The 25,567-nt window shown below is 73.1% G+C and carries 20 protein-coding genes and 1 pseudogene; 12 read left to right on the top strand and 9 right to left on the bottom strand.

The window, feature by feature from the left end:
• Positions 1–103: 103 nt before the first annotated feature.
• The 3 genes from ACZ46W_RS02095 (at position 104) to ACZ46W_RS02085 (ending at position 5,275) form a co-directional block, all read left to right on the top strand.
• Complete coding sequence (locus ACZ46W_RS02095) at positions 104–2,083, top strand: Xaa-Pro dipeptidyl-peptidase (RefSeq protein ID WP_468329851.1); 1,980 nt, start codon at positions 104–106, stop codon at positions 2,081–2,083.
• The gene (locus tag ACZ46W_RS02090; RefSeq protein ID WP_468329848.1) at positions 2,080–3,456 is read left to right on the top strand and encodes a M14 family metallopeptidase; all 1,377 of its coding nucleotides are present in this window, start codon (positions 2,080–2,082) and stop codon (positions 3,454–3,456) included. The genes ACZ46W_RS02095 and ACZ46W_RS02090 overlap by 4 nt, the downstream gene beginning before the upstream one ends.
• Before the next feature lie 109 nt (positions 3,457–3,565).
• On the top strand, positions 3,566–5,275 hold the full coding sequence (locus tag ACZ46W_RS02085; protein ID WP_468332377.1) for a BCCT family transporter: 1,710 nt from the start codon (positions 3,566–3,568) through the stop codon (positions 5,273–5,275).
• A 237-nt stretch (positions 5,276–5,512) separates the two neighbouring features.
• Here the strand turns inward: ACZ46W_RS02085 and ACZ46W_RS02080 are convergent, their stop codons facing one another.
• Positions 5,513–6,454, bottom strand: a complete 942-nt coding sequence (locus tag ACZ46W_RS02080; protein WP_468329845.1) for an FAD-dependent oxidoreductase — start codon at positions 6,452–6,454, stop codon at positions 5,513–5,515.
• Positions 6,455–6,801: 347 nt separating this feature from the next.
• Here ACZ46W_RS02080 and ACZ46W_RS02075 point away from each other — a divergent pair, with 347 nt between their 5' ends.
• Both ACZ46W_RS02075 and ACZ46W_RS02070 read left to right on the top strand, forming a co-directional pair.
• A complete protein-coding gene (locus ACZ46W_RS02075; protein ID WP_468332374.1) occupies positions 6,802–7,839 on the top strand; it encodes an oxidoreductase in 1,038 nt (345 codons plus the stop codon).
• A gap of 13 nt (positions 7,840–7,852) precedes the next feature.
• Positions 7,853–9,493 (top strand): ABC-F family ATP-binding cassette domain-containing protein, encoded by a 1,641-nt coding sequence (locus ACZ46W_RS02070; RefSeq protein ID WP_468329842.1) that lies wholly within the window; start codon positions 7,853–7,855, stop codon positions 9,491–9,493.
• A 51-nt stretch (positions 9,494–9,544) separates the two neighbouring features.
• Here ACZ46W_RS02070 and ACZ46W_RS02065 read toward each other — a convergent pair whose 3' ends face one another.
• The 3 genes from ACZ46W_RS02065 to ACZ46W_RS02055 all read right to left on the bottom strand — a co-directional run bounded on the left by ACZ46W_RS02065 (position 9,545) and on the right by ACZ46W_RS02055 (position 13,103).
• The gene (locus tag ACZ46W_RS02065) at positions 9,545–11,947 is read right to left on the bottom strand and encodes a Tex family protein (RefSeq protein WP_468329839.1); all 2,403 of its coding nucleotides are present in this window, start codon (positions 11,945–11,947) and stop codon (positions 9,545–9,547) included.
• Between the two features lie 85 nt (positions 11,948–12,032).
• On the bottom strand, positions 12,033–12,164 hold the full coding sequence (locus ACZ46W_RS02060; RefSeq protein WP_468329836.1) for an LPFR motif small protein: 132 nt from the start codon (positions 12,162–12,164) through the stop codon (positions 12,033–12,035).
• A gap of 75 nt (positions 12,165–12,239) precedes the next feature.
• Positions 12,240–13,103 carry an SCO6745 family protein gene (locus ACZ46W_RS02055; RefSeq protein WP_468329833.1) on the bottom strand — a complete coding sequence of 288 codons (864 nt, stop codon included), beginning with the start codon at positions 13,101–13,103 and terminating at the stop codon, positions 12,240–12,242.
• A gap of 113 nt (positions 13,104–13,216) precedes the next feature.
• Here ACZ46W_RS02055 and ACZ46W_RS02050 point away from each other — a divergent pair, with 113 nt between their 5' ends.
• Both ACZ46W_RS02050 and ACZ46W_RS02045 read left to right on the top strand, forming a co-directional pair.
• Positions 13,217–14,191 carry a GlxA family transcriptional regulator gene (locus ACZ46W_RS02050; protein ID WP_468329830.1) on the top strand — a complete coding sequence of 325 codons (975 nt, stop codon included), beginning with the start codon at positions 13,217–13,219 and terminating at the stop codon, positions 14,189–14,191.
• A gap of 13 nt (positions 14,192–14,204) precedes the next feature.
• The gene (locus tag ACZ46W_RS02045) at positions 14,205–14,849 is read left to right on the top strand and encodes a DJ-1/PfpI family protein (RefSeq protein ID WP_468329827.1); all 645 of its coding nucleotides are present in this window, start codon (positions 14,205–14,207) and stop codon (positions 14,847–14,849) included.
• A 9-nt stretch (positions 14,850–14,858) separates the two neighbouring features.
• Here ACZ46W_RS02045 and ACZ46W_RS02040 read toward each other — a convergent pair whose 3' ends face one another.
• On the bottom strand, positions 14,859–15,605 hold the full coding sequence (locus ACZ46W_RS02040; RefSeq protein ID WP_468329824.1) for an enoyl-CoA hydratase/isomerase family protein: 747 nt from the start codon (positions 15,603–15,605) through the stop codon (positions 14,859–14,861).
• 176 nt (positions 15,606–15,781) lie between these two features.
• Between ACZ46W_RS02040 and ACZ46W_RS02035 the strand changes: the two are divergent.
• Positions 15,782–16,228, top strand: a pseudogene (locus tag ACZ46W_RS02035) (ATP-binding protein); the annotation flags it as partial.
• A 388-nt stretch (positions 16,229–16,616) separates the two neighbouring features.
• Here ACZ46W_RS02035 and idi read toward each other — a convergent pair.
• The 4 genes from idi to galE form a co-directional block, all read right to left on the bottom strand.
• A complete protein-coding gene (gene idi, locus ACZ46W_RS02030; RefSeq protein WP_468329821.1) occupies positions 16,617–17,210 on the bottom strand; it encodes an isopentenyl-diphosphate Delta-isomerase in 594 nt (197 codons plus the stop codon).
• A 101-nt stretch (positions 17,211–17,311) separates the two neighbouring features.
• The gene (locus tag ACZ46W_RS02025) at positions 17,312–18,568 is read right to left on the bottom strand and encodes a GNAT family N-acetyltransferase (RefSeq protein ID WP_468329818.1); all 1,257 of its coding nucleotides are present in this window, start codon (positions 18,566–18,568) and stop codon (positions 17,312–17,314) included.
• Positions 18,569–18,718: 150 nt separating this feature from the next.
• Positions 18,719–19,666 carry a cation diffusion facilitator family transporter gene (locus tag ACZ46W_RS02020; protein WP_468329815.1) on the bottom strand — a complete coding sequence of 316 codons (948 nt, stop codon included), beginning with the start codon at positions 19,664–19,666 and terminating at the stop codon, positions 18,719–18,721.
• A 202-nt stretch (positions 19,667–19,868) separates the two neighbouring features.
• Positions 19,869–20,858, bottom strand: coding sequence for a UDP-glucose 4-epimerase GalE (gene galE, locus ACZ46W_RS02015; RefSeq protein ID WP_468329812.1), 990 nt, complete (start codon positions 20,856–20,858; stop codon positions 19,869–19,871).
• A gap of 214 nt (positions 20,859–21,072) precedes the next feature.
• Between galE and ACZ46W_RS02010 the strand changes: the two genes are divergently transcribed.
• From ACZ46W_RS02010 to ACZ46W_RS01995, 4 genes are read left to right on the top strand one after another with little or no spacing between them, the layout of a single operon-like run.
• Positions 21,073–23,010: a DUF5941 domain-containing protein gene (locus ACZ46W_RS02010; protein ID WP_468332371.1), complete on the top strand. Its 1,938-nt coding sequence runs from the start codon at positions 21,073–21,075 to the stop codon at positions 23,008–23,010.
• Positions 23,007–23,744 (top strand): phosphocholine cytidylyltransferase family protein, encoded by a 738-nt coding sequence (locus tag ACZ46W_RS02005; RefSeq protein ID WP_468329809.1) that lies wholly within the window; start codon positions 23,007–23,009, stop codon positions 23,742–23,744. Before ACZ46W_RS02010 ends, ACZ46W_RS02005 begins: the two co-directional genes overlap by 4 nt.
• Positions 23,732–24,793: an iron-containing alcohol dehydrogenase family protein gene (locus tag ACZ46W_RS02000; RefSeq protein WP_468329806.1), complete on the top strand. Its 1,062-nt coding sequence runs from the start codon at positions 23,732–23,734 to the stop codon at positions 24,791–24,793. Before ACZ46W_RS02005 ends, ACZ46W_RS02000 begins: the two co-directional genes overlap by 13 nt.
• Positions 24,771–25,550, top strand: coding sequence for a CDP-alcohol phosphatidyltransferase family protein (locus ACZ46W_RS01995; protein ID WP_468329803.1), 780 nt, complete (start codon positions 24,771–24,773; stop codon positions 25,548–25,550). The genes ACZ46W_RS02000 and ACZ46W_RS01995 overlap by 23 nt, the downstream gene beginning before the upstream one ends.
• Positions 25,551–25,567: the final 17 nt, after the last annotated feature.

Genomic DNA, 25,567 nt, shown 5'->3' with positions numbered 1-25,567 from the left:
TTGGCCGACATGAACGACCATCGTCCGCGTCGGCCCAGTTGCCGCATTCCTCCCCGTACTGCCCTCTGTCGTACGGGAGTTGACCCGTGTACCTTCCGCTGCCATGCCGATACGTGTGCGGAGAACCCCCATGCCGAGCAGAGCGCTCGTGGGCGCGGCCACAGCCGCCCTGATGGCCGCTCTGGTGCCGCAGGCGAGCGCGACCAGCGCCCCCGCCCGCGAGTCCCGACCGATCTACTCGTACGACAACGCCGTCCGCGAGTCCGTCTGGGTCGACACCGGCCTCGACGGCGACCGCGACGGCCGGACCGACCGGGTCGCCGTCGACATCGTCCGGCCACGCGAGGTCGCGCAGCGCGGCCGCAAGGTCCCCGTGATCATGGACGCCAGCCCCTACTACGCCTGCTGCGGGCGCGGCAACGAGAGCCAGAAGAAGACGTACGACGCGGACGGCAACCCCGTCCAGTTCCCGCTGTACTACGACAACTACTTCGTGCCGCGCGGCTACGCCTTCGTCGCCGTCGATCTGGCCGGAACCAGCCGCTCGGACGGTTGCAACGACGTCGGCGGCCGCTCCGACATCCAGTCCGCAAAGGCCGTCGTCGACTGGCTGAACGGCCGGGGCCACGGCTACACCACCCGTACCGGCACCGAACGCGCCCGTGCGACCGGCTGGTCCACCGGTGACACCGGCATGATCGGCAAGAGCTGGGACGGCACGGTCGCCAACGGGGTCGCCGCCACCGGCGTCGAGGGCCTGAAGACCATCGTCCCGATCGGCGCCATCTCCTCCTGGTACGACTACTACTTCGCCAAGGGCGCCCCCCTGTACGACTCCGGCCCCGACTGGCTCGGCCGCTACGTCAGCAGCCCCGACGCCCGCGCCCGCTGCGCCCACGTCCAGCAGCGCCTCGTCGACGACGCGCCGCGCACCGGCGACTGGACGCCGCTGTGGGAGGAACGCGACTACGTCAAGGACGCCCACAAGGTGAAGGCCAGCGTCTTCGTCGTCCACGGGCAGCAGGACCTCAACGTCCGCGCCAAGCACTTCGGCCAGTGGTGGGACGCCCTCGCCGCGCACGGTGTGGAGCGCAAGATCTGGCTCTCCCAGACCGGGCACGTCGACCCCTTCGACTTCCGCCGGGCCGACTGGGTGCGCACCCTGCACCGCTGGTTCGACCACTACCTGCTCGGCTACGACAACGGCATCGACCGCGAACCGATGGCCGACATCGAGCGCGCCCCCGACCGGTGGTCCACCGACCGCGTCTGGCCGCCGCGCGCCACCGCCACCACCACGCTCCGCCCCGGCACGGGCAAGGCGCCCGGCGTGGGCACCCTCGGTCTCGCCCCGGCCCGGCCCGGCGCGACGGAGACGTTCACCGACGACCCGAGCCTGGACGAGCTCGACTGGGCGGCGCACATCGACGCCTCCACGCCGGCCAAGGCGGGCTTCATCTCCCGGCCCCTCACCCGCGACCTGCGGCTCTCGGGCTCCTCCACGGTCACCGTCACCGCGACCCCGAACACCACCAGCGCGCACCTGACGGCGGTCCTCGTCGACCTCGGCCCCGACACCATCCGCGACTACGGCGCCGCCGGCGAAGGCATCACGACCCTCACCGAACGAACCTGCTGGGGCGCGAGCACCACCGGCGACAGCGCCTGCTTCAAGGAGACGAAGGCCAAGACCACCGACGTCGGCTTCACCGTCTTCAGCCGGGGCTGGGCCGACCTCGGCAACTGGGCCGACGCGCACCAGGGCCGTCCCCTCACCCCCGGCAAGGCCCACACCATCACCCTGGACCTCGCCGCCACCGACCACGTCGTCCCGGCCGGCCACCGCCTCGCCCTCATCGTCGCGGGCACCGACCAGTACCTCATCGACCCTCCGGGCACGAGGCCCACCCTCACTCTCGACCTCACCCGCACCTCCGCCGGCCTCCCGCTCGTCGGCGGCGCCCCCGCCTTCCTCCGCGCCACCACCGGTACCGTGCACCCGGCTGCCCCGCGCACCGCCCCGCAGGCCGGCGTCACCGCCCCGCGCCCCGTCCCGCCGATCCCCGGAGGCAGCACCCGATGACCCCACGCGCCGCACGACGCACGGCCCGAGCCGCCCGAGCCGCACGAGCCGTACGAATCCCGCGTACCGCACGAGCCCCGCGCGCCCCGCATACCGCACGCGTCCGCGCCCTCGCCGTGACCGTCACCGCCGCCGCACTCGCCCTCCTGCTGATCACCGCCCCCGCCCAGGCCTCGCCCGCCCCGCCGCCCCGCACCGGCTTCGAGACCAGCGACGGCGCCCGCTGGACCAGCGAGCCCGAGGAGCAACGATTCCTCACCGCCGTCGACCGGGCGAGCGACCGCGTGTCGACGACCCGGATCGGCACCACCCGGCAGGGCCGGCCCCTCCAACTCGTCCGCGTCTCCACCGCACCCACCACCAACACCGTGCTCCTCATCTGCAGCCAGCACGGCGACGAACCGTCCGGCCGCGAGGCCTGCCTGTCGACCGTCCGCGACCTCGCGTACGCCGACGACCGCGAAACCCTCCGTTTCCTGGCCCGGACGACCGTCCTCGTCGTCCCCACCGCCAATCCCGACGGCCGCGCAGCCGACACCCGGGGCAACGCCGACGGCGTCGACATCAACCGCGACCACATCGCCCTCAGGACCGCCGAGGGCCGCGCCCTGGCCGCCGTGATCCGCGACCACCGGCCCGACGTCGTCTACGACCTCCACGAGTACGGCGCCACCCCGCCCTACTACGACAAGGACCTCCTCGCCCTCTGGCCGCGCAACCCCAACACCGACGAGCACGTCCACGACGAGGCGCACACCCTGTCCGAGTCGTACGTCCGCCCCGCCGCCGAACGGGCCGGTTTCGACAGCGGCGTCTACGGCATCTGGACCGACCCCGTCACCGGGGAGCCGGTCAAGCAGGTCGCGGGCGACGGCCAGGAACGCATCCTCCGCAACACGGCGGGCGTCAAGCACTCCGTGGGCCTCCTCGTCGAGACCCGCGTCGACGCCCTCACGGACGAGGAGAAGAAGGACCCGGCCCTCAACAACCGGCGCCGCGTCCACAGCCAGCTCGCCGCCCTCGACGGGCTGTTCGGGTACGTCGGCGACCGGCGCGGCACCATCGAGGCGGCCACCACCACCGCCCGGCTCGAAGGCCTGCGCGACCGTGGCCCGGTCCACCTGGGCGGCGCCGACAACGACCCGCCGGAGCCCGCCGAAACCCTCCAGGACCCGCCCTGCGGCTACCGCCTGACACCCGCTCAGTACGACGACGTCAAGGACGAACTGGCGCTGCACGGCGTGGTCGCCCGCGTGGACGGCGACGGCGCCCTCGTACCCCTGCGGCAGTCGCAGCGCGCCCTCGTACCGCTGCTCCTGGACACACGGGCGGCCTATCACCTCACAGATGGGGCACCGGTCGACGCCTGTTGATACCGAAACAGGTGTGCCTGGCGTGGTAGGGGGTAGTAAGAGCGGAATCAGGCCATGATCGCGAAAGGTGCCGCCTGTGTCTCAGGAGCAACGCAAACCGGGGCAACGGATGCGGCTGCCGGTGAAGGCGGCCCTCCCCGGCCGCCACCCGCACGAGGACAAGCCGCCCGTCACCGACCGCCTGGTCTTCGGCGTGACGGCGGTGCTCACCCTGGCCTTCGTGATCTGGGGCGCCTCCGCCACCAAGTCGCTGGAGAGCGTCTCCGACTCCATGCTGAACGGCCTGATGCACAACGGCGGCTGGGCGTTCGTCCTGGCCGCCTCGGGCTTCGTCGTCTTCGCGCTCTGGCTCGCCATCAGCCGGTACGGACGCATCGAGCTGGGCCAGGAGCACGAGGAGCCCGAGTTCAGCACCGTCTCCTGGGTCGCCATGATGTTCAGCGCCGGCATGGGCATCGGTCTGATGTTCTACGGCGTCAGCGAACCCCTCGCGCACTACACCACCCCACCACCGGGCACGGACCCCGCCGACTCGGCGGACGCCATGCAGACGGCGCTCGCCACCACGCTCTTCCACTGGACCCTGCACCCCTGGGCGATCTACGCGGTGGTCGGCCTGGCCATCGCGTACAGCACCTTCCGGCGCCGGAGGCGGCAGACGATCAGTGCCGTCTTCGAGCCGCTGATCGGCAAGAAGCACGCCGACGGCGTACCCGGCCGGGTGATCGACATCCTGGCGATCTTCGCCACGCTCTTCGGCTCCGCCACCTCCCTGGGCCTGGGCGCGCTCCAGATCGGCAGCGGGATGCACGAGGTGGGGTGGCTGGACAGGGCCGGTACCGGACTGCTCGTCAGCATCATCGGCGTGCTGACCGTGTGCTTCGTCTTCTCCGCCGTCTCGGGTGTCGAGCGGGGCATCCAGTGGCTCTCCAACACCAACATGGTGCTGGCCGTCGTCCTCGCCGTCTTCGTCTTCATCGCGGGCCCCACCATCCTGGTCCTCGACCTGATCCCCACCTCCCTCGCCTCCTACTTCGACGAGCTGTGGCAGTTGGCCGGCCGCACCGAGGCGGCCACCGGCGGCGGTGACGTCGCCGACTGGCTGAGTAGCTGGACGGTCTTCTACTGGGCGTGGTGGATCTCCTGGACGCCGTTCGTCGGCATGTTCATCGCCCGCATCAGCCGGGGCCGGACGATCCGTCAGTTCGTCGGCGGCGTCATCCTCGTACCGAGCACCGTGAGCCTCATCTGGTTCGCCATCTTCGGTGGTACGTCCATGCACCTGAGGGAGCGCGGCGACCTCGGGGGCGCGACCACGCCGGAGGCCCAGCTCTTCGGCGTGCTCCAGGAGTTCCCGATCGCCGGGGTCATGAGCCTGCTCGTGATGATCCTGGTCGGCATCTTCTTCATCTCCGGTGCCGACGCCGCCTCCATCGTGATGGGCACCCTCTCCCAGAAGGGCACCTTCGAACCCGCCCGGTTCGTCGTGATCTTCTGGGGCGTGGTGACCGGTGGCGTGGCGGCCGTGATGCTGCTCGTCGGCGAGGGCAAGGGCGACGCCCTCGCGGGCCTGCAACACCTGACGATCCTCGTCGCGGCGCCGTTCGTCCTGGTGATGGTCGGCATGTGCCTCTCCCTCATGCGCGACCTCCGCCAGGACCCGCTGATCGTCCGTGGCGAACTCGCCGAGGAGGCCGTGGAGGAGGCCGTGATCGCGGGCCACGAGAAGTACGCGGGCGAGTTCGAGATCCGCATCGGCCCGGCCCAGGACGAGGAACGCGACAAGGACCGGGACCGCGACAGGGACGAACCCTCCTGACCAACCGGGCCGTTCGCGGTCGTGGGGGCGCGGCGGCTTCGCGCCGCGAGGCGTAGCCGGCCGGAGCGATGCGGTCGCCGCCGAACGGCACGCCACCGCGCCGGGCCGACACCGGACGCACGGCAGGCACCGCGCTGCCGGCGTCCGCGCGCGCCTTGCCCGCAAGGGGGCGTCCGCGGGCCCCCACGGCACGCCACCGCGCCGGGCCGGCCGGGGCACCGCGTGACCCACGGGGCGTCACGCACCCCCGCCGGCTTCGGCCACCACTCGCGCCGCCTCCTCCGCGCAGCCCCACGCGACGGTCACGCCCGCGCCGCCGTGGCCGTAGTTGTGGACCAGCACGCCGCCGCCCGGCAAGGGTTCCGCACCGAGCCGGACGCCTGCCGGGCGCACCGGGCGGAGCCCCGCGCGGTGCCCCAGCACACGGGCGCGGCCGATCTCGGGGCGGACGCGCGCGCACCGCGCCACGATCGCGGCGGCCGTCCCCGCGTCCGGTTCGGTACGCCAGTCGTCCTCCTCCGCCGTACCGCCCAGGACCAGCCGGCCCGGCTGCGGGAAGAAGTACGTCGCGGTGCTCGCCGAGGCGTCCGCCGCGACGAACCACTCCGCCACGCCCGGGTTCTCCACCAGGACGAGCTGGCCGCGCACCGGCCGCACACCGGGGTCCGGTACGAGGTGCCGCGCGCCCAGCCCCGCGCAGTTGACCACCGCCCGGGCCGGCGCCTCCGCGAAGGACGACACCGCCCGGGTCTCGACGACCCCGCCCGCCGCCTCCAGCCGTGCCCGCAGCCACGCCAGGTGGACCGGCATGTCGATCAGCGGCAGCCGGGCGGCCAGACCACCCGACGGGAGCTGCCGCAGCCCCGGCACCTCGCCCGCCCACGTACCGAGCGCGCTCAGCTCCGTGTCCGCGTGGACACCCGCCACCATGCGTACGCCGGTCGACTCCGGTTCGCCGGCGAGCCGCTCGTACACGCGTAGCGACGCCAGCGCCCAGTCGCCGACCCGTTCCACCGGCTCGATGCGGTACGGCCACCACAGCGCGCCCGCCACCGCCGAGGTGGTGTCGCCCGGCGCGTCACGCGTCCACACGCGCACGCGCAGGCCGCGCTCCGCCAGGGTGAGGGCCGTCGTCAGCCCGATGACCCCGCCGCCCACCACGATCACGTCACCGCTCATGCCGGGACGGTAGCGGAGGGGCGCCGGGCGGGAATACACCCGGCATGCCTCCCGAGCACGAGCACGACCGAGCACGCGCCCAGGACCCTGCCTCGGGCCGCGCCCAGGACCCCGCCCAGGACCGCGCCCAGGAGCCCACCCAGGACCCCGCGCTGGAACCCGCCCAAGAACCCACCCAGGACCGCGCCCAAGAACCCACACAGGACCCCGCGCCGGACCCCGCGCCGGACCCCGCGTCGCGACCCGCCCGGGGCCGTCCCCAAGAACCCACCCAGGAACCCGCGCTGGAACCCGCCCAGGACCCCGCGCCGCAACCCACGCGGCACCGCGCCCAAGCGCGCGACGCGGTGCGCGAGCCGGCGCGCGACCACGCGTACGCGTACGCGTCCTTCGCCCTCGCGCCCGCGATCAGGGCCGGCGGCGTTCTCACCAAGGGCGTGTATCAGGCGCACCGCGACTTCCTCGACTTCGTCGTCGACGGCCGTCCACTCCTCCACCAGCTCTCCGACCTCGACGCCGTGTCCCCTCTCGCCTCGGACGTACCGCCCGCCATCTTCACGGACCACGTGCGCCGCATGATGCTGGACGCCGAAGCGCCCCTCCCCGACGGCAGGTACGTGATCTACGGCTGCCCCGAGTGCGAGAGCCTCGGATGCGGCGCGGTCACGGCCGTGATCGAGCGGGACGGCGACGACGTCGTCTGGCGGGACTTCGCCTGGCAGACGGACGAGTGCGCCGACCTGGAGCTCAACGGCTACCACGGCATAGGCCCGTTCCGCTTCCGTGGTGACCAGTACCGCACCGAGCTGGAGCGGCTCCTCCCGAGCGCTCCCGCCCGCCGCCGCGTCCTGCTGATCGGCGCCCGCGTCGCCGTCCTCGCCAGGCTCGCCGCCGCGCTGCGCACCATCGGGATCGGTGCCGACGTCGCCGAGGACGCCGTCGCCGTACCGCCCGAGGAGCTGCGGGCGTACGGGGCGGTGGCGTTCGGCCGGGCGGTGGGGGAGGAGCGGCGTACGGCGGTGAGGGAGGCGTTCGACCGGGCGGACGCGGACGTCGCGTACGTCGAGGGGCTCGCGCCCGTCATCCCGCTGCTTGTCGCGCAGATCGAACAGGCCCTGGACCGCACGCCGCCGGACCGCAGACGCCTGACCGGCCTGGCGGTGACCGGCGGCGGCGCGACGGTGGAGGTCAGCTCCACGTGCCGCGTCCAGGTCGTGGCGTACCGGCTGGACCGCCTGCACCGCGTCCGCACCCAGGAGCTGTTCGACGGCTTACTGGAGCCGGGCGCGCACCGGATACCGCTGGGCGCCCGGACGGTCAGGGGACGGTCGTACCTGGTCGCCCGCACCATGGGCGGCGTGCTCGTCACGGCGGTGACCGCCTAGGATCGGCCCCCTGATGACTGCCACCCTCGTCGCCAAGGACCTCGCCGCCGGCCACGGCGAACGCTCCCTCTTCTCCGGCCTCGACCTCGTCGTCGCACCCGGCGACGTGATCGGCCTCGTCGGCGTGAACGGCGCCGGCAAGTCCACCCTGCTCCGGCTCCTCGCCGGGCTCGACACGCCCGAGCACGGGGAGCTGCGCCTCTCGCCGCCCACCGCCACCGTCGGCCACCTCCCGCAGGAGCCGGAGCGCCGCGAGGGCGAGACCGTGCGCGGCTTCCTCGCCCGCCGTACCGGGGTGGCCGCCGCCCAGGCCGCGATGGACGAGGCCACGCAAGGCCTGGTCGACGGCGCGCCCGGCGCCGACGACGCGTACGCCACCGCCCTGGAGCGCTGGCTCAACCTCGGCGGCGCCGACCTCGACGAGCGCGCCGAGGAGGTGGCCGATTCGCTTGGCCTGACCGTCGGGCTCGACCGGCCGATGACGTCCCTGTCCGGCGGCCAGGCCGCCCGCGCGGGGCTCGCCTCCCTGCTCCTGTCCCGCTACGACGTGTTCCTGCTCGACGAGCCGACCAACGACCTCGACTTGGACGGCCTGGAGCGTCTGGAACGCTTCGTCCAGGGCCTGCGCGCCGGGACGGTCGTCATCAGCCACGACCGCGAGTTCCTCGCCCGAACCGTGACGAAGGTCCTCGAACTGGACCTGGCGCAGCAGCAGATCCGGCTCTACGGCGGCGGTTACGAGGCGTACCTGGACGAGCGGGAGACCGCCCGCCGGCACGCCCGCGAGGAGTACGAGGAGTACGCCGACAAGAAGGCCGCCCTCGAAGGCCGCGCCCAGATGCAGCGCTCCTGGATGGACAAGGGCGTCAAGAACGCCCGCCGCAAGGCCGGCAACGACAACGACAAGATCGGCCGCAAGTTCCGCAGCGAGGCGAGCGAGAAGCAGGCCGCCAAGGCCCGGCAGACCCAGCGCATGATCGAGCGGCTCGACGTCGTCGAGGAGCCCCGCAAGGAGTGGGAGCTGCGGATGGAGATCGCCGCCGCTCCGCGCTCCGGCGCCGTCGTGGCGACCCTGCGCGACGCCGAGGCCGTCCGCGGCGACTTCCGCTTCGGCCCCGCCTCACTCCAGATCGACTGGGCCGACCGGGTCGCCATCACCGGCGCCAACGGCGCGGGCAAGTCGACCCTGCTGGCCGCGCTCCTCGGCCGCCTCCCGCTGGACGCCGGGCACGCGTCGCTCGGCTCGGGCGTCGTCGTCGGGGAGGTCGACCAGGCCCGCCGGCTCTTCCACGGGCAGGAATCCCTGCTGGACGCCTTCTGCGCGGCCGTACCCGACACCGAGCCGGCCGACGTACGCACCCTGCTCGCCAAGTTCGGCCTCAAGGCCCACCACGTGACGCGCTCCGCGACGTCCCTCTCACCCGGCGAACGCACCCGTGCCGCCCTCGCCCTGCTCCAGGGCCGTGGCGTGAACCTCCTGGTCCTGGACGAGCCGACCAACCACCTGGACCTCCCGGCCATCGAGCAGCTCGAGTCCGCCCTCGACACGTACACAGGAACCCTGCTCCTGGTCACCCACGACCGGCGCATGCTGGACGCGGTCCGCACCACGCGCCGCGTCGAGGTGGCCGACGGCAAGGTGACCGAGTACTGAGGGGCCGGCCCCGGGGAACCCCCGGGGCCGGCCCCCTCACGTCACGTCGCCTCAGCGGCGGCCCTTCCCGCCGCCGCTTCCGCCGCCCAGCAGGCCCGCCTTGCGGAGGGCGTCGGCCATGGCGCTGTTGGCGGGCGCGGGGGCCTGTGACGGGCGCCCGCCGCCCCGCGAGCCGCCACCGCCGCCACCACCGCGCCGGTCACCACGGCCGCCGCCGCCGGCCTGCCGCTGCTGTGGCGGGCGGCCGCCCCGTTCCCGCTTCGGCGACGCCCCGTCCGCGGCGGACGTCTCGTCGTCCAGGCGCAGCGTCAGCGAGATCCGCTTGCGCGGGATGTCGACGTCCAGCACCTTCACCTTCACCACGTCGCCCGGCTTGACCACCTCGCGCGGGTCCTTGACGAAGTTCCGGGACATCGCCGACACGTGGACGAGCCCGTCCTGGTGGACACCGACGTCCACGAAGGCACCGAAGGCGGCCACGTTCGTGACGACGCCCTCCAGCACCATCCCGGACTCCAGGTCGCCGATCTTCTCGACACCCTCCTTGAAGGTGGCCGTCTTGAACGCGGGACGGGGGTCACGACCCGGCTTCTCCAGCTCGCGCAGGATGTCGGTGACGGTCGGCAGACCGAAGGTGTCGTCCACGAAGTCGTCCGGCCGCAGCGACCGCAGCACCGAGGTGTTGCCGATCAGCGAGGCGACCTCGCCGCCCGTCGTCTTCACCATCCGCCGCACCACCGGGTACGCCTCGGGGTGCACGCTGGAGGCGTCCAGCGGGTCGTCGCCGCCCCGGATGCGCAGGAAGCCCGCGCACTGCTCGTACGCCTTCGGGCCGAGGCGCGGCACCTCCTTGAGCGCCTTGCGCGACCGGAAGGGGCCGTTGGCGTCCCGGTGCGCCACGATGTTCTCCGCCAGGCCCGCGCCGATGCCGGACACGCGCGACAGCAGGGGCGCCGACGCGGTGTTGACGTCGACCCCGACACCGTTCACACAGTCCTCGACGACCGCGTCCAGCGAGCGCGACAGCTTCACCTCGGACAGGTCGTGCTGGTACTGGCCGACACCGATCGACTTGGGGTCGATCTTCACCAGTTCGGCGAGCGGGTCCTGGAGCCGGCGCGCGATGGAGACGGCGCCGCGCAGCGAGACGTCGAGGTCCGGCAGTTCCTGCGAGGCGAACGCGGACGCCGAGTACACCGACGCGCCCGCCTCCGACACCATCACCTTGGTGAGCTTCAGCTCCGGGTGCTTGGCGATCAGCTCACCGGCGAGCTTGTCGGTCTCGCGCGAGGCGGTGCCGTTGCCGATGGCGACCAGCTCGACCGCGTGCTGCTTCGCCAGCCGCGCCAGGGTGGCCAGCGACTGGTCCCACTTGTTGGCCGGGACGTGCGGATAGATCGTGTCGGTGGCGACGACCTTGCCGGTCGCGTCCACGACGGCGACCTTCACACCGGTACGGAAACCGGGGTCGAGGCCGAGCGTCGCGCGCGTCCCGGCGGGCGCCGCGAGCAGCAGGTCACGCAGGTTCGCGGCGAAGACCCGTACCGCCTCGTCCTCCGCCGCCGTCCGCAGCCGCAGCCGCAGGTCGATGCCCAGGTGGACGAGGACGCGGGTGCGCCACGCCCAGCGGACGGTCTCACCGAGCCACTTGTCGCCGGGACGGCCCTGCTGGGAGATCCCGAACCGGGAGGCGATGATGCCCTCGTACGACGAAGGGCCCTCGACCGGCTCCTCCGGCTCCAGGACGAGGTCCAGGACCTCCTCCTTCTCGCCGCGCAGCATCGCGAGCACCCGGTGCGAGGGCAGCTCGGTGAACGGTTCGGCGAAGTCGAAGTAGTCGGCGAACTTCGCGCCCGCCTCCTCCTTGCCCTCCCGGACCCTGGCCGCCAGCCGCCCGCGCGTCCACATCCGTTCGCGCAGCTCGCCGATCAGGTCGGCGTCCTCGGAGAACCGCTCGGTGAGGATGGCGCGGGCGCCCTCCAGCGCGGCGGCCGGGTCCGCGACGCCCTTGTCGGCGTCGACGAACGCGGCGGCCGCGGCGAGCGGCTCCACCGACGGGTCGCCGAGCAGCCCGTCGGCCAGCGGCTCCAGCCCGGCCTCGCGGGCGATCTGCGCCTTGGTGCGCCGCTTCGGCTTGAACGGCAGGTAGATGTCCTCCAGGCGCGCCTTGGTCTCGGCGGCCCGGATGCTCGCCTCCAGCTCCCCGGTCAGTTTGCCCTGCTCGCGTACGGAGTCGAGGATGGCGGCCCGCCGGTCCTCCAGCTCCCGCAGATACCGCAGCCGCTCCTCGAGCGTGCGGAGCTGCGCGTCGTCGAGCATCTCGGTCGCTTCCTTGCGGTAGCGCGCGATGAACGGCACGGTCGACCCGCCGTCGAGCAGCTCGACGGCCGCCTTCACCTGCCGCTCCCGTACGCCGAGCTCCTCGGCGATCCTGCCTTCGATGGACGTCGTCACGGTGTCCCGACTCGCCTTCTCGTGCCTGCCAGCTTGAGATTGCATTCTGCCGGGTCACCGTGCGACGTGTCCGCCTGCCCCGTCGTCAGGCGCGGCGCGCCCTGCCCGCACCGCGCGAGGCCCCGCCGAAGAGCCGCGCCAGCAGCCGGAACGGCAGCGTGACGACGGTGGCGACGGCCGAGCCGATCATGCGGAAGAAGTCGGCGATGGTACGCAAGGGGCACCTCCATGTGCTGTCGGTTGCCCCTTGCGGGTTGCCGCCGCGTATCCGGCGAAACGTTCCGGTGGGGGCTCAGCCCTTGCCCGCCAGGTCCTGCGGGAACGCGCCCGCCGCCACCGCCGCGCCCAGGAAGCCCCGCCCCAGTTCGGTGAGCCGCTCGACGCCGGCCGCGCCGAGGTGCTCGTACGGGGCGGCGTCCAGGCGGTCCGTGTGGTCCTCCAGGTCCGACCTCAGGGCCGCGCCCGCGTCGGTCAACCCGCCCTCCGCGTCCAGCAGTCCGCGCCCGCGCAGCCGCTCGGCCGCCGCGTCCCAGTCGGCGCGCCGCCAGCCGCGCGTGGCGAGGATCCAGCGGGGCGCCATGCCCTTGCCGGTCGCCGTGTGGCTGACCAGGGCCTCCAGCGGGTCCAGCCCGGCGGACAGCAGCGCGACCAGGTGCCCGTCGCCCCGGTGCTCGCGCAGCAGCGTCGCCGCGTGCCAGTACGCGAGGTGCGGCTCCTCGGGCACCGGCAGGTCGGCGTGGGCGGCGTACAGCGGGCGGGCGTGCCGGGTGCACGCCTCGGTGGCCCGCAGCGCGAGCCGGGCGGCCTCGGCCATCTCCTCCGACGCGACCGCCGCGTCGCCGAGCAGGCGCCGCAGCGTGGCGTCGGCCGCCCGCAGCCGCGCGGCGAGCACCGCCTCGGGCGCGGCGGTGTCCCAGACGGCCGGCAGGTGGCGGGCGACGAGCTCGTGGTTGAAGTTGTAGAACGACGCCGACACGACCCCAGGCCCGACCGCGCCCATGGCGGCGGCGCGCCCGGCGAAGTACGCGGCACTGGAGTCTGTGACGCCGAGCGCCGACAGCTCCTTGGCGAAGTCCGGCGAGAAGTACACCGTCGAGTGCAGCGGGTTGATGGCGTTGTGGCAGCGGCGTCCGGCGCGCGGCGGCAGAGTCGTCATGCCGCACAGGTTACCGACTGGTTGGTACGTCGCCAGGGGCCGGGTCATGGATGGCAGGAAAGGTGGGCTCTTCGTCATTGCGGCCGCCCGGACCACCCCGAAGGATGAACGGCATGACGCAGCGACCCGTACTCGTCGTCCTCTTCGACGGCGTGCAGAGCCTGGACGTCACCGGACCGGTGGAGGTGTTCGCCGGGGCCGCTCACCTCGGCGGCGCCCCCGTCCCCTACCCGATCCGCACCGCCTCGCCCGACGGAGCGCCCGTCCGCACCCAGAGCGGCCTGCGCCTGGCCGCCGACACCTCCCTCGCCGACGCCCAGCCGCCGCACACCCTCCTGGTCCCCGGCGGCGACGGCACCCGCGAACCCGACCCGCGCCTGATCGACTGGCTCCGCGTCCACGCCCCGCGCGCCCAGCGCCTGGTCTCGGTGTGCACCGGCGCGGTCCTCCTCGCCGAGGCGGGCCTGCTCGACGGCCGGCGCGTCACCACGCACTGGGCGTTCTGCGACCACCTCGCCCGCACCCACCCGGAGGTGCGGGTCGACCCGGACCCGATCTTCGTACGGGACGGGAACCTCGCCACCTCCGCCGGGGTCACCGCCGGCATCGACCTCGCCCTCGCCCTGGTCGAGGAGGACCACGGCCGCGACGCGGCGCTCACCATCGCCCGCCACCTGGTCGTCTTCCTCCGCCGCCCCGGCAACCAGGCCCAATTCAGCGCCCAGCTCGCCGCCCAGACCGCCCGCCGCGAACCACTGCGCGAGGTCCAGCAGTTCATCTCCGAGCACCCGTCCGCCGACCTGTCCGTCGACGCCCTGGCCGCCCGCGCCCGCCTCTCGCCGCGCCACTTCGCCCGCGCCTTCCAGGCCGAGACCGGCACGACACCCGGCCGGTACGTCGAGCGCGTCCGCCTCGAACACGCCCGCCGCCTCCTGGAGGACACCGGCCGGGGCGTCCACGAGGTCGCCCGCGCGTCCGGCTACGGCACGCCCGAGGCGATGCGCCGAGCCTTCCTCAAGGCGCTCGGCACCCCGCCCGCCGAGTACCGGCGCCGCTTCCACGCGCCGCCGCCCGTACCCACCCACTGAAGGGACAGCACCCATGCAGATCGCCATCCTCCTCTACCCCGGCTTCACCACCCTCGACGCCGTCGGCCCCTTCGAGATCATCAGCCGCCTCCCCGGTGCCGAGACCGTGTTCGTCGCCAAGGAGACCGGCCCCGTCCGCAACGACCAGGGCAACCTCACCCTCGTCGCCGACCGCACCCTCGCCGAGGTCACCCGCCCCGACATCGTCCTCGTCCCCGGGACCGGCGACTGGGGACCGGTCACGCGCGACGAGGAGACCCTCGCCTGGCTCCGCACGGTCGACGCCACCAGCACCTGGACCACCTCGGTGTGCACCGGCTCGCTGATCCTGGCCGCCGCCGGCCTCCTCAAGGGCCGCCGCGCCACCACCCACTGGCTGTCGCTGGACGAGCTGAGGGACCACGGGGCCGACCCGACGGGGGAGCGGGTCGTCCTCGACGGCAAGTACGTCACGGCGGCCGGCGTCTCGTCCGGCATCGACATGGGCCTGCGCCTGGTCGGCAGGATCGCGGGCGACCGGCACGCCCAGACCGTCCAGCTCCTGACCGAGTACGACCCCCAGCCCCCGTACGACGCGGGCTCCCCGGACAAGGCCCCCGCCGAGATCGTCGCGTTCTGGCGGGCCGAGGCCGGGAAGACGCCGGTCATGGGCCGATAGGGGCTGTCGTCACACCTCGTACGTGAAGCGGGGGGCCCGCCGCTCCAGGAAGGCGGCGACGCCCTCCGCCCGCTCGCCGCTGCCGCGTGCCTGTTCGGCCCAGTACGCGTCCCGGTCGGTCCGGCCCGCCGCGAACTCCTTCGCCGCCGCCTGCGTCAGTCGTGAGCGCGAGACGAGGACGCGCGTGAACTCGGTGACCCGCTTGTCCAGTTCGCCCGCCGGCAGCACCTCGTCCACCAGCCCGGTGCGCAGCGCGCGTTCCGTGTCGATCAGCTCGCCCGAGAACAGCAGGTACTTGGCGGTCGCCGGCCCCACCAGCGACACCAGCCGCCGGGTGGAGGACGAGGGGTAGACGATGCCGAGCTTCGCCGGAGTGACGCCGAACAGCGCGCCCTCCTCGGCGAACCGCAGGTCGCACGCGGCCGCGAGCTGACTGCCGCCGCCCACGCAGTAGCCGCGCACGGCGGCGAGCGTCGGCTTGGGGAAGCCGGCCAGCGCCTCCTCGGCCCGCACCGCGAGCGACTGCTGCTCGTCGTCCGGCTCACGCAAGGCCGAGATGTCGGCCCCGGCGCAGAACGAGGCCCCCGCACCGGTCAGCACCAGTGCCCGGACACTCCGGTCGGCCGCCAGCGCGGCGAGCAGCTCCGGCAGCGCGCGCCACATGCCGGCCGTCATGGCGTTGCGCTTGGCGGGGTTGCTGATGACGACGGTGGCGACACCGTCCGTGACGGCATGCTCCAGCTCCGGCTGCTCCATGTGCCGGATGCTATCCGGAGACAATCCGGAACGGTCGAACACGTGACGCCGGAGTGCGCGTACGGTCAGAAACCGTCGATAGCTGCTGAGTTCTGGTCAGTGGCCCGGACTGGGGCCATCCGGTACCAACACTCGATGATGTGGCGACAATGGAGCACGAGGGTGCAAACCGGACCGTGGAGAGTCGCGGGAGTGTCCCGGCCCGACCCCCCTCGTACGAAGGGGTCTGGCGATTCACCGCTCCCGCGGTCGACGTCTCCGTACCGCAGGCCAGGCGTGCCGTACGGGATCTGCTGAAACGTCAAGGCGCGCCGGTCCACGACGACATCGGCCACGCGCTGCTGCTGATCGTCTCCGAGCTGGTGACCAACGCCGTGCGGCACGCGGCGCTGCTGTCGCCCGAGCTCGCGGTCGAGGTCGCGATCGGCGCGGAGTGGATCCGGGTGTCGGTGGAGGACAACCACCCGTACCGGCCCAAGGCGCTGGAGGCCGACTACGGCCGGACGGGCGGGCGCGGACTGCTGCTCGTGCGGGAGGTCACGCGCGAGGCGGGCGGGGAGTGCGACGTCGAGCACACCGCGAGCGGCGGCAAGATCATCTGGGCCGCCCTGCCGCTGAGACCCGGGGTGCCTCCCGGTCCGCCGGGCCCACCGACGCCGGTGGCCACGTCGGTTCCGCAGGCACCTCCGGTACCTCCGTCGCCGGGCACCCCTGCCGTGCCGACGGCGCCACCGGCACCCTCGGCGCCTCCCGTGCCCGCCGGCCCCGGCGCCAGCCGCAGTCCCGTACCCGCCGGTCCCGTGCCCGCCGACCCCGGCCTGGCGCCCGTGCCCGCCGGGCCCGTGCCCGCCGACCCCGGCCTGGCGCCCGTGCCCGCCGGGCCCGTGCCTGCCGGTCCTGTGCCCGCGGGCACCGTGCCCGCCGGGCCCGTGCCGGTGCCGCCGCCGGGGCCCGGCGTACCGCCGGTGCCGTCCGGTCCCCCGGTGACCGAGGGACCGGACGGGACGGCCGTCACCAGCCCCCGGTCTCCCCTGTCAGCTCCTTGATCGCCGGGCGCGCCGCGTCCAGCACGGTCATGAACCAGGCGGAGAACGGATCGGCGGCGTGCCGCTCGGTCAGCTCACGCGCCGTCACGAACGCCGTCTCCTCCACCTCCGCCGGATCCGGCCGCAGCGGAGCCTGCACCATCCCCACGAAGAGGTGGTTGTACTCCTGCTCGACCAGCCCGGACGCGGGGTCGGGATGGTTGTAGCGGACCGTGCCCGCCTCGGCCATCAGCGAGGGCGACACCCCCAGCTCCTCGTGGACGCGCCGGGCGGCCGCCGTGAACGGCGCCTCACCCGGGTACGGATGCCCGCAGCACGTGTTCGACCAGACACCAGGGGAGTGGTACTTCCCCAGCGCCCGCCGCTGCAACAGCAGCCGCCCCTCCTCGTCGAAGAGGAACACCGAGAACGCCCGGTGCAGTTGCCCGGGCGCCTGGTGGGCGGCCAGCTTCTCCGCGGTGCCGATGGTGGTGCCGTTCTCGTCGACCAGTTCGAGCATGATCGACGGCGCGGTTCCGTTCGACGAGCTGTTCGCCGCGGTGGCTGGTGTGGTCGGCATAACCATCCTTCGCTTCGGTTCTCGGCCCTGTGGGGCACGCCTCAGTCTGCCGTACAAAAGCCGCTTGTCGGCACACGACGGCCCGCATCCGTTATGTCGGATCAGACGCCGAAGGCGGGTGGATAGTGGATCGTGCCCACCGGCACCTTCCCGCAACCGTCCAGGTCGAGCGCCATCATGGCCTCGTCCGGCGCGTCGAAGGGCGGCCTGATCCCATACCGCGAAGCTGGCACGAAACCGAATGCCGGGTAGTACTCCGGATGACCGAGTACCAGCACCAACCGCTCCCCGCGCAGCCGCGCCGCGTCCAGCACCGCGCGGACCACCGCCCGCCCGGCGCCCTGCCGCTGGTACGCGGGCGCCACCGCGACCGGCGCCAGCGCGGCGGCCGGGGAACCACCCACCCGGCACCGGGTGACCAGCGCGTACGCGGCGACCGTGCCGTCCGGAGCCTCGGCGACGTACGACAGGCCCGGCAGCCAGGCCGACCGGTCCTCGCGGAGCCGGTCCACGAGGCGGGCCTCCGTGTCCGTCCCGAACGCGGCGGCGTTGACCGCCCGTACGGCGGCGACGTCCGCGTCCGTCTCCGGGCGCGTACGCCAGCGCGGGTCGGCCGGCCGCAGCACGTAGCCGGTGTACCCGTACTCCGTGCCGTGCTCGCGGCGCAGGGCGATCTCCGCGCGCGTCGCGGCGAGCGCCTCCGCCATGCCGGGCGCGGCGGGGTCGGCCGCGTCGGCCCGCGCGCCGAGCGGCCCGTAGTACGCGTCCCAGTCGCTCTCCGGCTGGTGGTACGTCCCGATCACGTGGTAGCCGGCCGCGACGGCCGCCGCCGTGTTCGCGCGGGTGGTGCGCAGCGCGTAGTGCCGGTCCCAGAAGGCCCGTGCCTCCACGCCCGGCTCGTCGGTCGTCCACTCGCACTCGGTGACCACCAGCGTCCCGCCGGGGGAGAGGAGCCGGCGCCAGGAGTCCAGCGCGCGGTCGAAACCGATCGAGTACGCCGAGCTCTCCGCCCAGACGAGGTCGAACGACCCGTCGGGGTAAGGCAGCTCGGCCATGTCGGCCGTGACGGTGCGGACGGAACCGGCGAGCCCGCGGGCGTCGGCGGCCTGCCGCAGCTCGGCCAGGAACGGCTCGTGCAGGTCGACGGCCGTCACCTGCGCGCCGCGCGCACCGGCCTCAGCGGCCAGCAGCAGCGCGGACCGGCCGGGGCCGCAGCCCAGGTCGAGTACGCGGGGCCGCTCGGGAAGCGGACCCGCGAGGGACAGCAGGTGACGGGTGGTGTCGTCGGAACCGGGGCCCTGCCGGGGCAGGCCGTGGTGCAGGGCGAAGAAGGCGTCGTACAGAGCGTTGTCGGACAACGTGGGAAACCCTTTGTGTGAGCGGGCCCCGGCCGACGGTGAGATCAGGTCAGCCGAGAACCCGGAAGCTGAGGTTCAAGGTCAGGCGGGACGCCACCGCGACGGTCATCAACCTCAGCTCCTCTCACAGGCACGGACCGAAGAACACTATCAGTGACAGAGCTTCGCCTCGTGCGCGGCATGGCCGCTCGGCTCCAGTTGGAACGTGCAGTGCTCGACGTCGAAGTGGTCGCCCAGGCACCCCTGGAGCTCGTGCAGCAGCTTCTCGTGTCCCACCGAATCGAGGGCTTCCTGATGCACCACCACGTGCGCCGACAGCACCGGCATCCCGGACGTGATGGTCCAGGCGTGCAGATCGTGCACGTCCTGCACACCCGGCAAGGCCAGTATGTGCGCCCGTACCTCCGCCATGTCCACGCCCTTGGGGGCCGCCTCCAGCAGCACGTCGAGCGTCTCGCGCAGCAGCTTCAGCGTGCGCGGGACGATCATCAGGCCGATCACCAGGGACGCGATCGGGTCCGCCGCCTGCCAGCCGGTCGCCAGGATGATCCCGGCCGAGACCAGCACCGTCACCGAACCCAGCGCGTCCGCGAGGACCTCCAGGTACGCGCCGCGCACGTTCAGGCTCTCCCGCTGGCCCCGTACGAGGATGGACAGCGAGACCATGTTGGCGAGCAGGCCGAACAGGGCGAACGCGATCGCCACCCCGCCCTTCGTCTCGGCCGGCGTGATGAACCGCTGCACCGCCTCGAACAGCAGGTAGCCGCCCACGCCGAGCAGGAGGAGACAGTTCGCCAGCGCTGCCAGGATCTCGGCCCGCGCGAACCCGAAGGTACGCCGCTGGTCGGCCGGTCGGGCGGCGAAGTGGATGGCCAGCAGCGCCATGGCGAGACCGACGGCGTCGGTGGCCATGTGCGCGGCGTCCGCGATCAGCGCGAGGGAGTCGGCGAGGACACCGCCGACGATCTCGGCCACCATGACCGCGAGCGTGATCGCCAGCGCGATCCGCAGCCGCCCCTTGTACGCGGCGGCCGCGGTCCCCGTCGGCGGCGGGCCGCCGTGCGCGTGCCCGTGCCCGTGATCGTGCCCAGCCCCCATGGAACGCCTCCCGTGATCGACGACACCGGCCAGTGAACTACGGGTGGGGGGTATCTGCAACCCGGTACTGAACACCGTTGTCATATGCCCTGACCTGCAGTTATGTCACCTGGTCAGGGCGGCGCGACCACCGGCGTGAGGGCCCCGCGACGATCAGCGGGTACGGGCCATCAGCGGGTACGGGCGATCAGCGTGCGGGCGATCAGCGGGTACGGGCCCCGGCGCGGGCCTCGGGGTGGCGGAGGCACCAGCCCTCCCACGCCGACTCGACCATGTCGCGCACCCCGAGGGAGGCCGTCCAGCCCAGTTCCCCGGTGATCCGGTCCACCGACGCCACCGCCTTCGCCGCGTCGCCCGGCCGCCGCGCCTCGATCACCGGCTCGTGGCCGCTGCCGGTGACCTCGGCCACGAGGTCGGCCAGCTCCCGTACGGACACGCCCTCGCCGCGCCCGATATTCAGGGTCAGGTCGCCCTTCCGGCCGTCGAGGCGGCGGGCGACCGCGAGGTGGGCGTCGGCGATGTCCGCGACATGGATGTAGTCGCGGATGCAGGTGCCGTCCGGCGTCGGGTAGTCGTCACCGAAGATGCGCGGGGCCTCACCGCGCGTGATCCGGTCGAAGAACATCGGGATGATGTTGAACACGCCGGTGTCCGCCAGCTCGGGCCGCACGGCCCCGGCCACGTTGAAGTAGCGCAGGCAGGCCGTCGCCATGCCGTGGGCACGGCCGGTCGCCCGGACCAGCCACTCTCCGGCCAGCTTGGTCTCCCCGTACGGATTGATCGGTACCGCCGGGGTGTCCTCGTCGATCAGCTCCACGTCCGGTACGCCGTAGACGGCGGCCGAGGAGGAGAAGAGGAAGCGGTCCACCCCGGCGGCGACCACGGCGTCCAGCAGCACGGTCAGCCCGTGCACGTTCTCCCGGTAGTAGCGCAGCGGCTGCTCGACCGACTCGCCGACCTGCTTCTTCGCCGCGAGATGCACCACACCGGTCACCCCGTGCCCGGCGAGCGTCCGGTCCACCAGTTCCCGGTCGCCCAGCGAGCCGCGCACCAGCGGGATGTCCGTGGGCAGCCGCTCGGGGACGCCCGTCGAGATGTCGTCGAGGACGACGACCCCCTCGCCCGCCTCCGCCATGGCCCTGGCCACATGGGCGCCGATGTATCCCGTACCGCCTGTGATCAACCACGTCATGACGGCCACCCTATGCGTCGCCCACCCGCGGTTTGTGGGGCCGGGTGCCCATCGACGATGATGATCGCGTCCTGGCGGACGGCCGTCGGATGCCGGGAAACCTCAGTGAACTTCGGCTTCCGTTCATCCGATAGCCTCTGCCGACGTGCCGCCGCCCGTGACCGGGCCGAGCCGCCGTGCACCAGCCCCGTTCAGCTCCAAGGAGTGAGTTCGTCTGTCGACCGCCATCCTCACCGGTCCTCCGGTACCCGGATCGCCGCTCGAGGGCGATCTGCGGTCGCTGGGCTTCGACGTCCGGGTCGCCGCCGACGAGCGGGAGACCGCCGCGCTGCTCGCCGCCGCCCCGGCCGCCGAGCGCGTCGCGGTCGTCGACCCGCGCTTCGTGGGCCACGTCCACGCGCTGCGGCTCGCCCTGACGGACCCCCGGTTCCCGGCCGCCACGGCCCCCGGTGCGCTCACGGCCCAGCCCGAGGCCCGCGCGGCCCTCACCCGGGCCCTGACGCGGTCGACGGACGGCCCCGCCACCGGTGCCGAAGCTGCCACCGCCACGCCCGCGGAAGCCACCACCGCCACGGCCGCCACCGCCACGGACGCGGAAGCCGCGACACCGCCGGGCGCCGCCGGGACCGCGACCGAAGCCGCCCCCGCGACGCGGGACACCGCGCCGCCGCAGGTCCGGACCCTGCCCGACCGCCTCGCCGAGGCGCTCGCGGCCGACGGGGTGGCCGTGCACCGGCCCGAGCTCGGGTCGCTGGTGGCGGCCGTGCCCGTGGACCCGCAGAGCCGCAAGGAGACGCGGGACGCCGTCGAGGCCGTCGACGACGAGGCCGTACGGCTCCGGTCCGCCGTGAAGGCGCGTGACGGTTTCTTCACCACCTTCTTCATCAGCCCGTACTCGCGCTACATCGCCCGCTGGTGCGCCCGCCGGGGCCTCACCCCGAACCAGGTCACCACCGCCTCCCTCCTCACCGCGCTCGTCGCGGCGGGATGCGCGGCGACCGGCACGCGCGGCGGGTTCGTCGCGGCCGGGCTGCTGCTCCTCCTGTCCTTCGTCCTGGACTGCACCGACGGGCAGCTCGCCCGCTACTCGCTCCAGTACTCGACGATGGGCGCCTGGCTCGACGCGACCTTCGACCGGGCCAAGGAGTACGCCTACTACGCCGGCCTCGCGCTCGGTGCCGCGCGCGGCGGCGACGACGTATGGGCGCTGGCGCTCGGCGCGATGGTCCTCCAGACCTGCCGCCACGTCGTGGACTTCTCCTTCAACGAGGCCAACCACGACGCCACCGCCAACACGAGCCCCACCGCCGCGCTCTCCGACAAGCTCGACGCCCGGGGCTGGACGGTCTGGGTGCGCCGGATGATAGTCCTGCCCATCGGTGAACGATGGGCCATGATCGCCGTGCTGACGGCGGTCGCCACCCCCCGGATCGTCTTCTGGGCCCTGCTCGTCGGCTGCGCCTTCGCCGCCTGCTACACCACCGCCGGCCGCCTCCTGCGCTCCCTGACCCGCAAGGCCGCCCGCACCGACCGCGCCGCCCAGGCGCTGGCCGACCTCGCCGACTCCGGGCCGATCGCCGAACTGGTGGCGAAGTCGCGCGGCCGCGCCGGCCGGCTCTATCCGAACACGCCCGTCGTCGCGGCCCTGCTCGCCGCCGTGGTGCTGGGCAGCGCCCTCGTCTCGGGCAGCCCCGAGGGCCTCGTGGGCGCGGCCGTGGTCTACGCCCTGCTCGCGGGCCTCGCCGTCTCGCAGCCCCTCAAGGGCGCCCTCGACTGGCTCGTCCCGCCCGTCTTCCGGGCCGCCGAGTACGTCACGGTCCTCGTCCTGGCCGCCCGTTCCGAGGCCCCGGGAGCGCTTCCCGCCGCATTCGGCCTGGTAGCGGCCGTCGCCTACCATCACTACGACACGGTGTACCGCATCCGCGGCGGCACCGGCGCGCCGCCCGCGTGGCTGGTGCGGACGATCGGCGGGCACGAGGTCCGCACGCTCGTCGTGGTGGTCCTCGCCGCGACCCTGACGGCAGGCGACCACTTCACCCTCGCGCTCACCGCCCTGGCGGTGGCCGTCGCGCTGGTCGTGCTCGTGGAGTCCATCCGCTTCTGGGTGTCCTCCGGAGCACCCGCAGTACATGACGAAGGAGAACCCGCATGATCGGCCTCGTACTGGCAGCCGGTGCCGGACGGCGTCTGCGCCCCTACACCGACACGCTCCCGAAGGCCCTCGTGCCCGTGGACGGCGAGAAGACGGTCCTCGACCTCACCCTCGCCAACTTCGCCGCCGTCGGTCTCACCGAGGCCGCCGTCGTCGTCGGCTACCGCAAGGAGGCCGTGTACGCGCGCAAGGCCGAGCTGGAGGCCACGTACGGCCTGAAGCTCACCCTCGTCGACAACGACAAGGCCGAGGAGTGGAACAACGCCTACTCCCTGTGGTGCGCCCGTGACGTCCTGAAGGAGGGCGTCATCCTCGCCAACGGCGACACCGTGCACCCGGTCTCCGTCGAGCAGACCCTCCTCGCCGCCCGCGGGAACGGCCGGCGGATCATCCTCGCCCTCGACACGGTGAAGAACCTCGCCGACGAGGAGATGAAGGTCATCACCGCCGACGGCAAGGGCGTCCAGCGGATCACCAAGCTGATGGACCCCGCCACCGTCACCGGCGAGTACATCGGCGTCACCCTCATCGAGCCCGAGGCCGCCGCCGAGCTCGCCGACGCCCTGAAGGCCACCTTCGAGCGCGACCCGGACCTCTACTACGAGGACGGCTACCAGGAGCTGGTCAACCGGGGCTTCCAGATCGACGTGGCGCCCATCGGCGACGTCAAGTGGGTCGAGATCGACAACCACGACGACCTCGCGAAGGGCCGTGAGATCGCGTGCCTGTACTGACCCGGCTCATCCCCTCACCCGTCGTCGTCGACATCAGTTGCGGGGCGATGGACGACCTGGCCGGCCTCCTGGTCGACCAGCGGATCTCCGCCTCGGGCCAACTGGCCATGGCGATCAGCAACGGCTCCGGCCAGGCGCTGCGCGAGAAGCTCGCGCCGCTGCTGCCGGACGCCGACTGGTATCCGGTCGCGGACGGCACGATCGACTCCGCCGTCCGGCTCGCCGACGAGATAAAGGGCAAGCGGTACGACGCCGTGGTCGGCTTGGGCGGCGGCAAGATCATCGACGTGACGAAGTACGCCGCGGCGCGCGTCGGCCTGCCCATGGTCGCCGTCGCGACGAACCTCTCGCACGACGGCATCTGCTCACCGGTCTCCATCCTCGACAACGACAACGGGCGCGGTTCGTACGGCGTCCCCTCGCCGATCGCCATGGTCGTCGACCTCGACGTGATCCGTGAGGCCCCGGCGCGGTTCGTCCGCTCCGGCATCGGCGACGCGATCTCCAACATCTCGGCGATCGCCGACTGGGAGCTGTCCCACCGGCACACCGGTGAGCAGGTCGACGGTCTGGCCGCCGCCATGGCCCGTACGGCGGGCGAGTCCGTGCTCCGCCACCCCGGCGGCGTCTCCGACGACGAGTTCCTCATCGTGCTCGCCGAGGCCCTCGTCCTGTCCGGCATCGCCATGTCGATCAGCGGCGACTCCCGCCCCTCGTCGGGCGCCTGCCACGAGATCTCCCACGCCTTCGACCTGCTCTACCCGGCGCGCTCCGCGCTCCACGGTGAGCAGGTCGGACTCGGCGCCGCCTTCGCGATGCACCTGCGCGGCGCCCCCGAGCAGTCGGGGCTCTTCGCCGATGTGCTGCGCCGGCACGGCCTTCCGGTGCTGCCCGAAGAGATCGGGTTCTCCCCGGACGAGTTCGTCGCGGCCGTGGAGTACGCACCGCAGACCCGCCCCGGACGCTTCACCATCCTTGAGCACCTCGACCTGTCCACCGACCAGATCAGGGACGCGTACGCCGACTATGCCAAGACCATCCGTAGCTGAACTCCGCCCGGTCGTCCATCCGGCTGGAGTGAAGGACCGTCGAAGCGGTGAGCACTGGGGCGGCCGCCTCTACATGCGCGAGATCTCCCTGCGCATCACGCGCCTCCTGGTCACCACGAAGGTCACCCCGAACCAGCTCACGTACGTGATGACCCTCGCGGGCGTCCTCGCCGCCCCGGCGCTGCTGATCCCGGGCATCCCCGGGGCGCTCCTCGGCGCGCTCATGGTCCAGCTCTACCTGCTGCTCGACTGCGTCGACGGCGAGGTGGCCCGGTGGAAGAAGCAGTTCTCGCTGGGCGGGGTGTACCTGGACCGCGTGGGCGCCTACCTGTGCGACGCGGCCGTGCTGGTCGGTTTCGGCCTGCGCGCCGCCGACCTGTGGGGCAGCGGCCGGGTCGACTGGCTGTGGGCCTTCCTCGGCACCCTCGCCGCGCTCGGCGCCATCCTGATCAAGGCCGAGACCGACCTGGTCGGCGTCGCCCGGCACCAGGGCGGCCTGCCGCCGGTCAAGGAGTCGGCCGCCGAGCCGCGCTCGTCCGGCATGGCGCTGGCCCGCAAGGCCGCCGCGGCGCTGAAGTTCCACCGGCTCGTCCTCGGCATCGAGGCGTCGCTGCTCATCGTGGTCCTCGCGGTGGCGGACACGGTCCGGGGCGATCTGTACTTCTCCCGCCTCGGCGTCGCCGTCCTGGCCGGTATCGCGCTGCTCCAGACGGTGCTGCACCTGGTCTCCATCCTCGCGTCGAGCAGGCTGAAGTGAGGTGGCTGTGAGTACGC

The organism is Streptomyces sp. NPDC031064, from assembly GCF_055570965.1.
The sequence above is the reverse complement of the archived record's forward strand: the minus strand, read 5'-3'. Positions and strand labels throughout refer to the sequence as shown.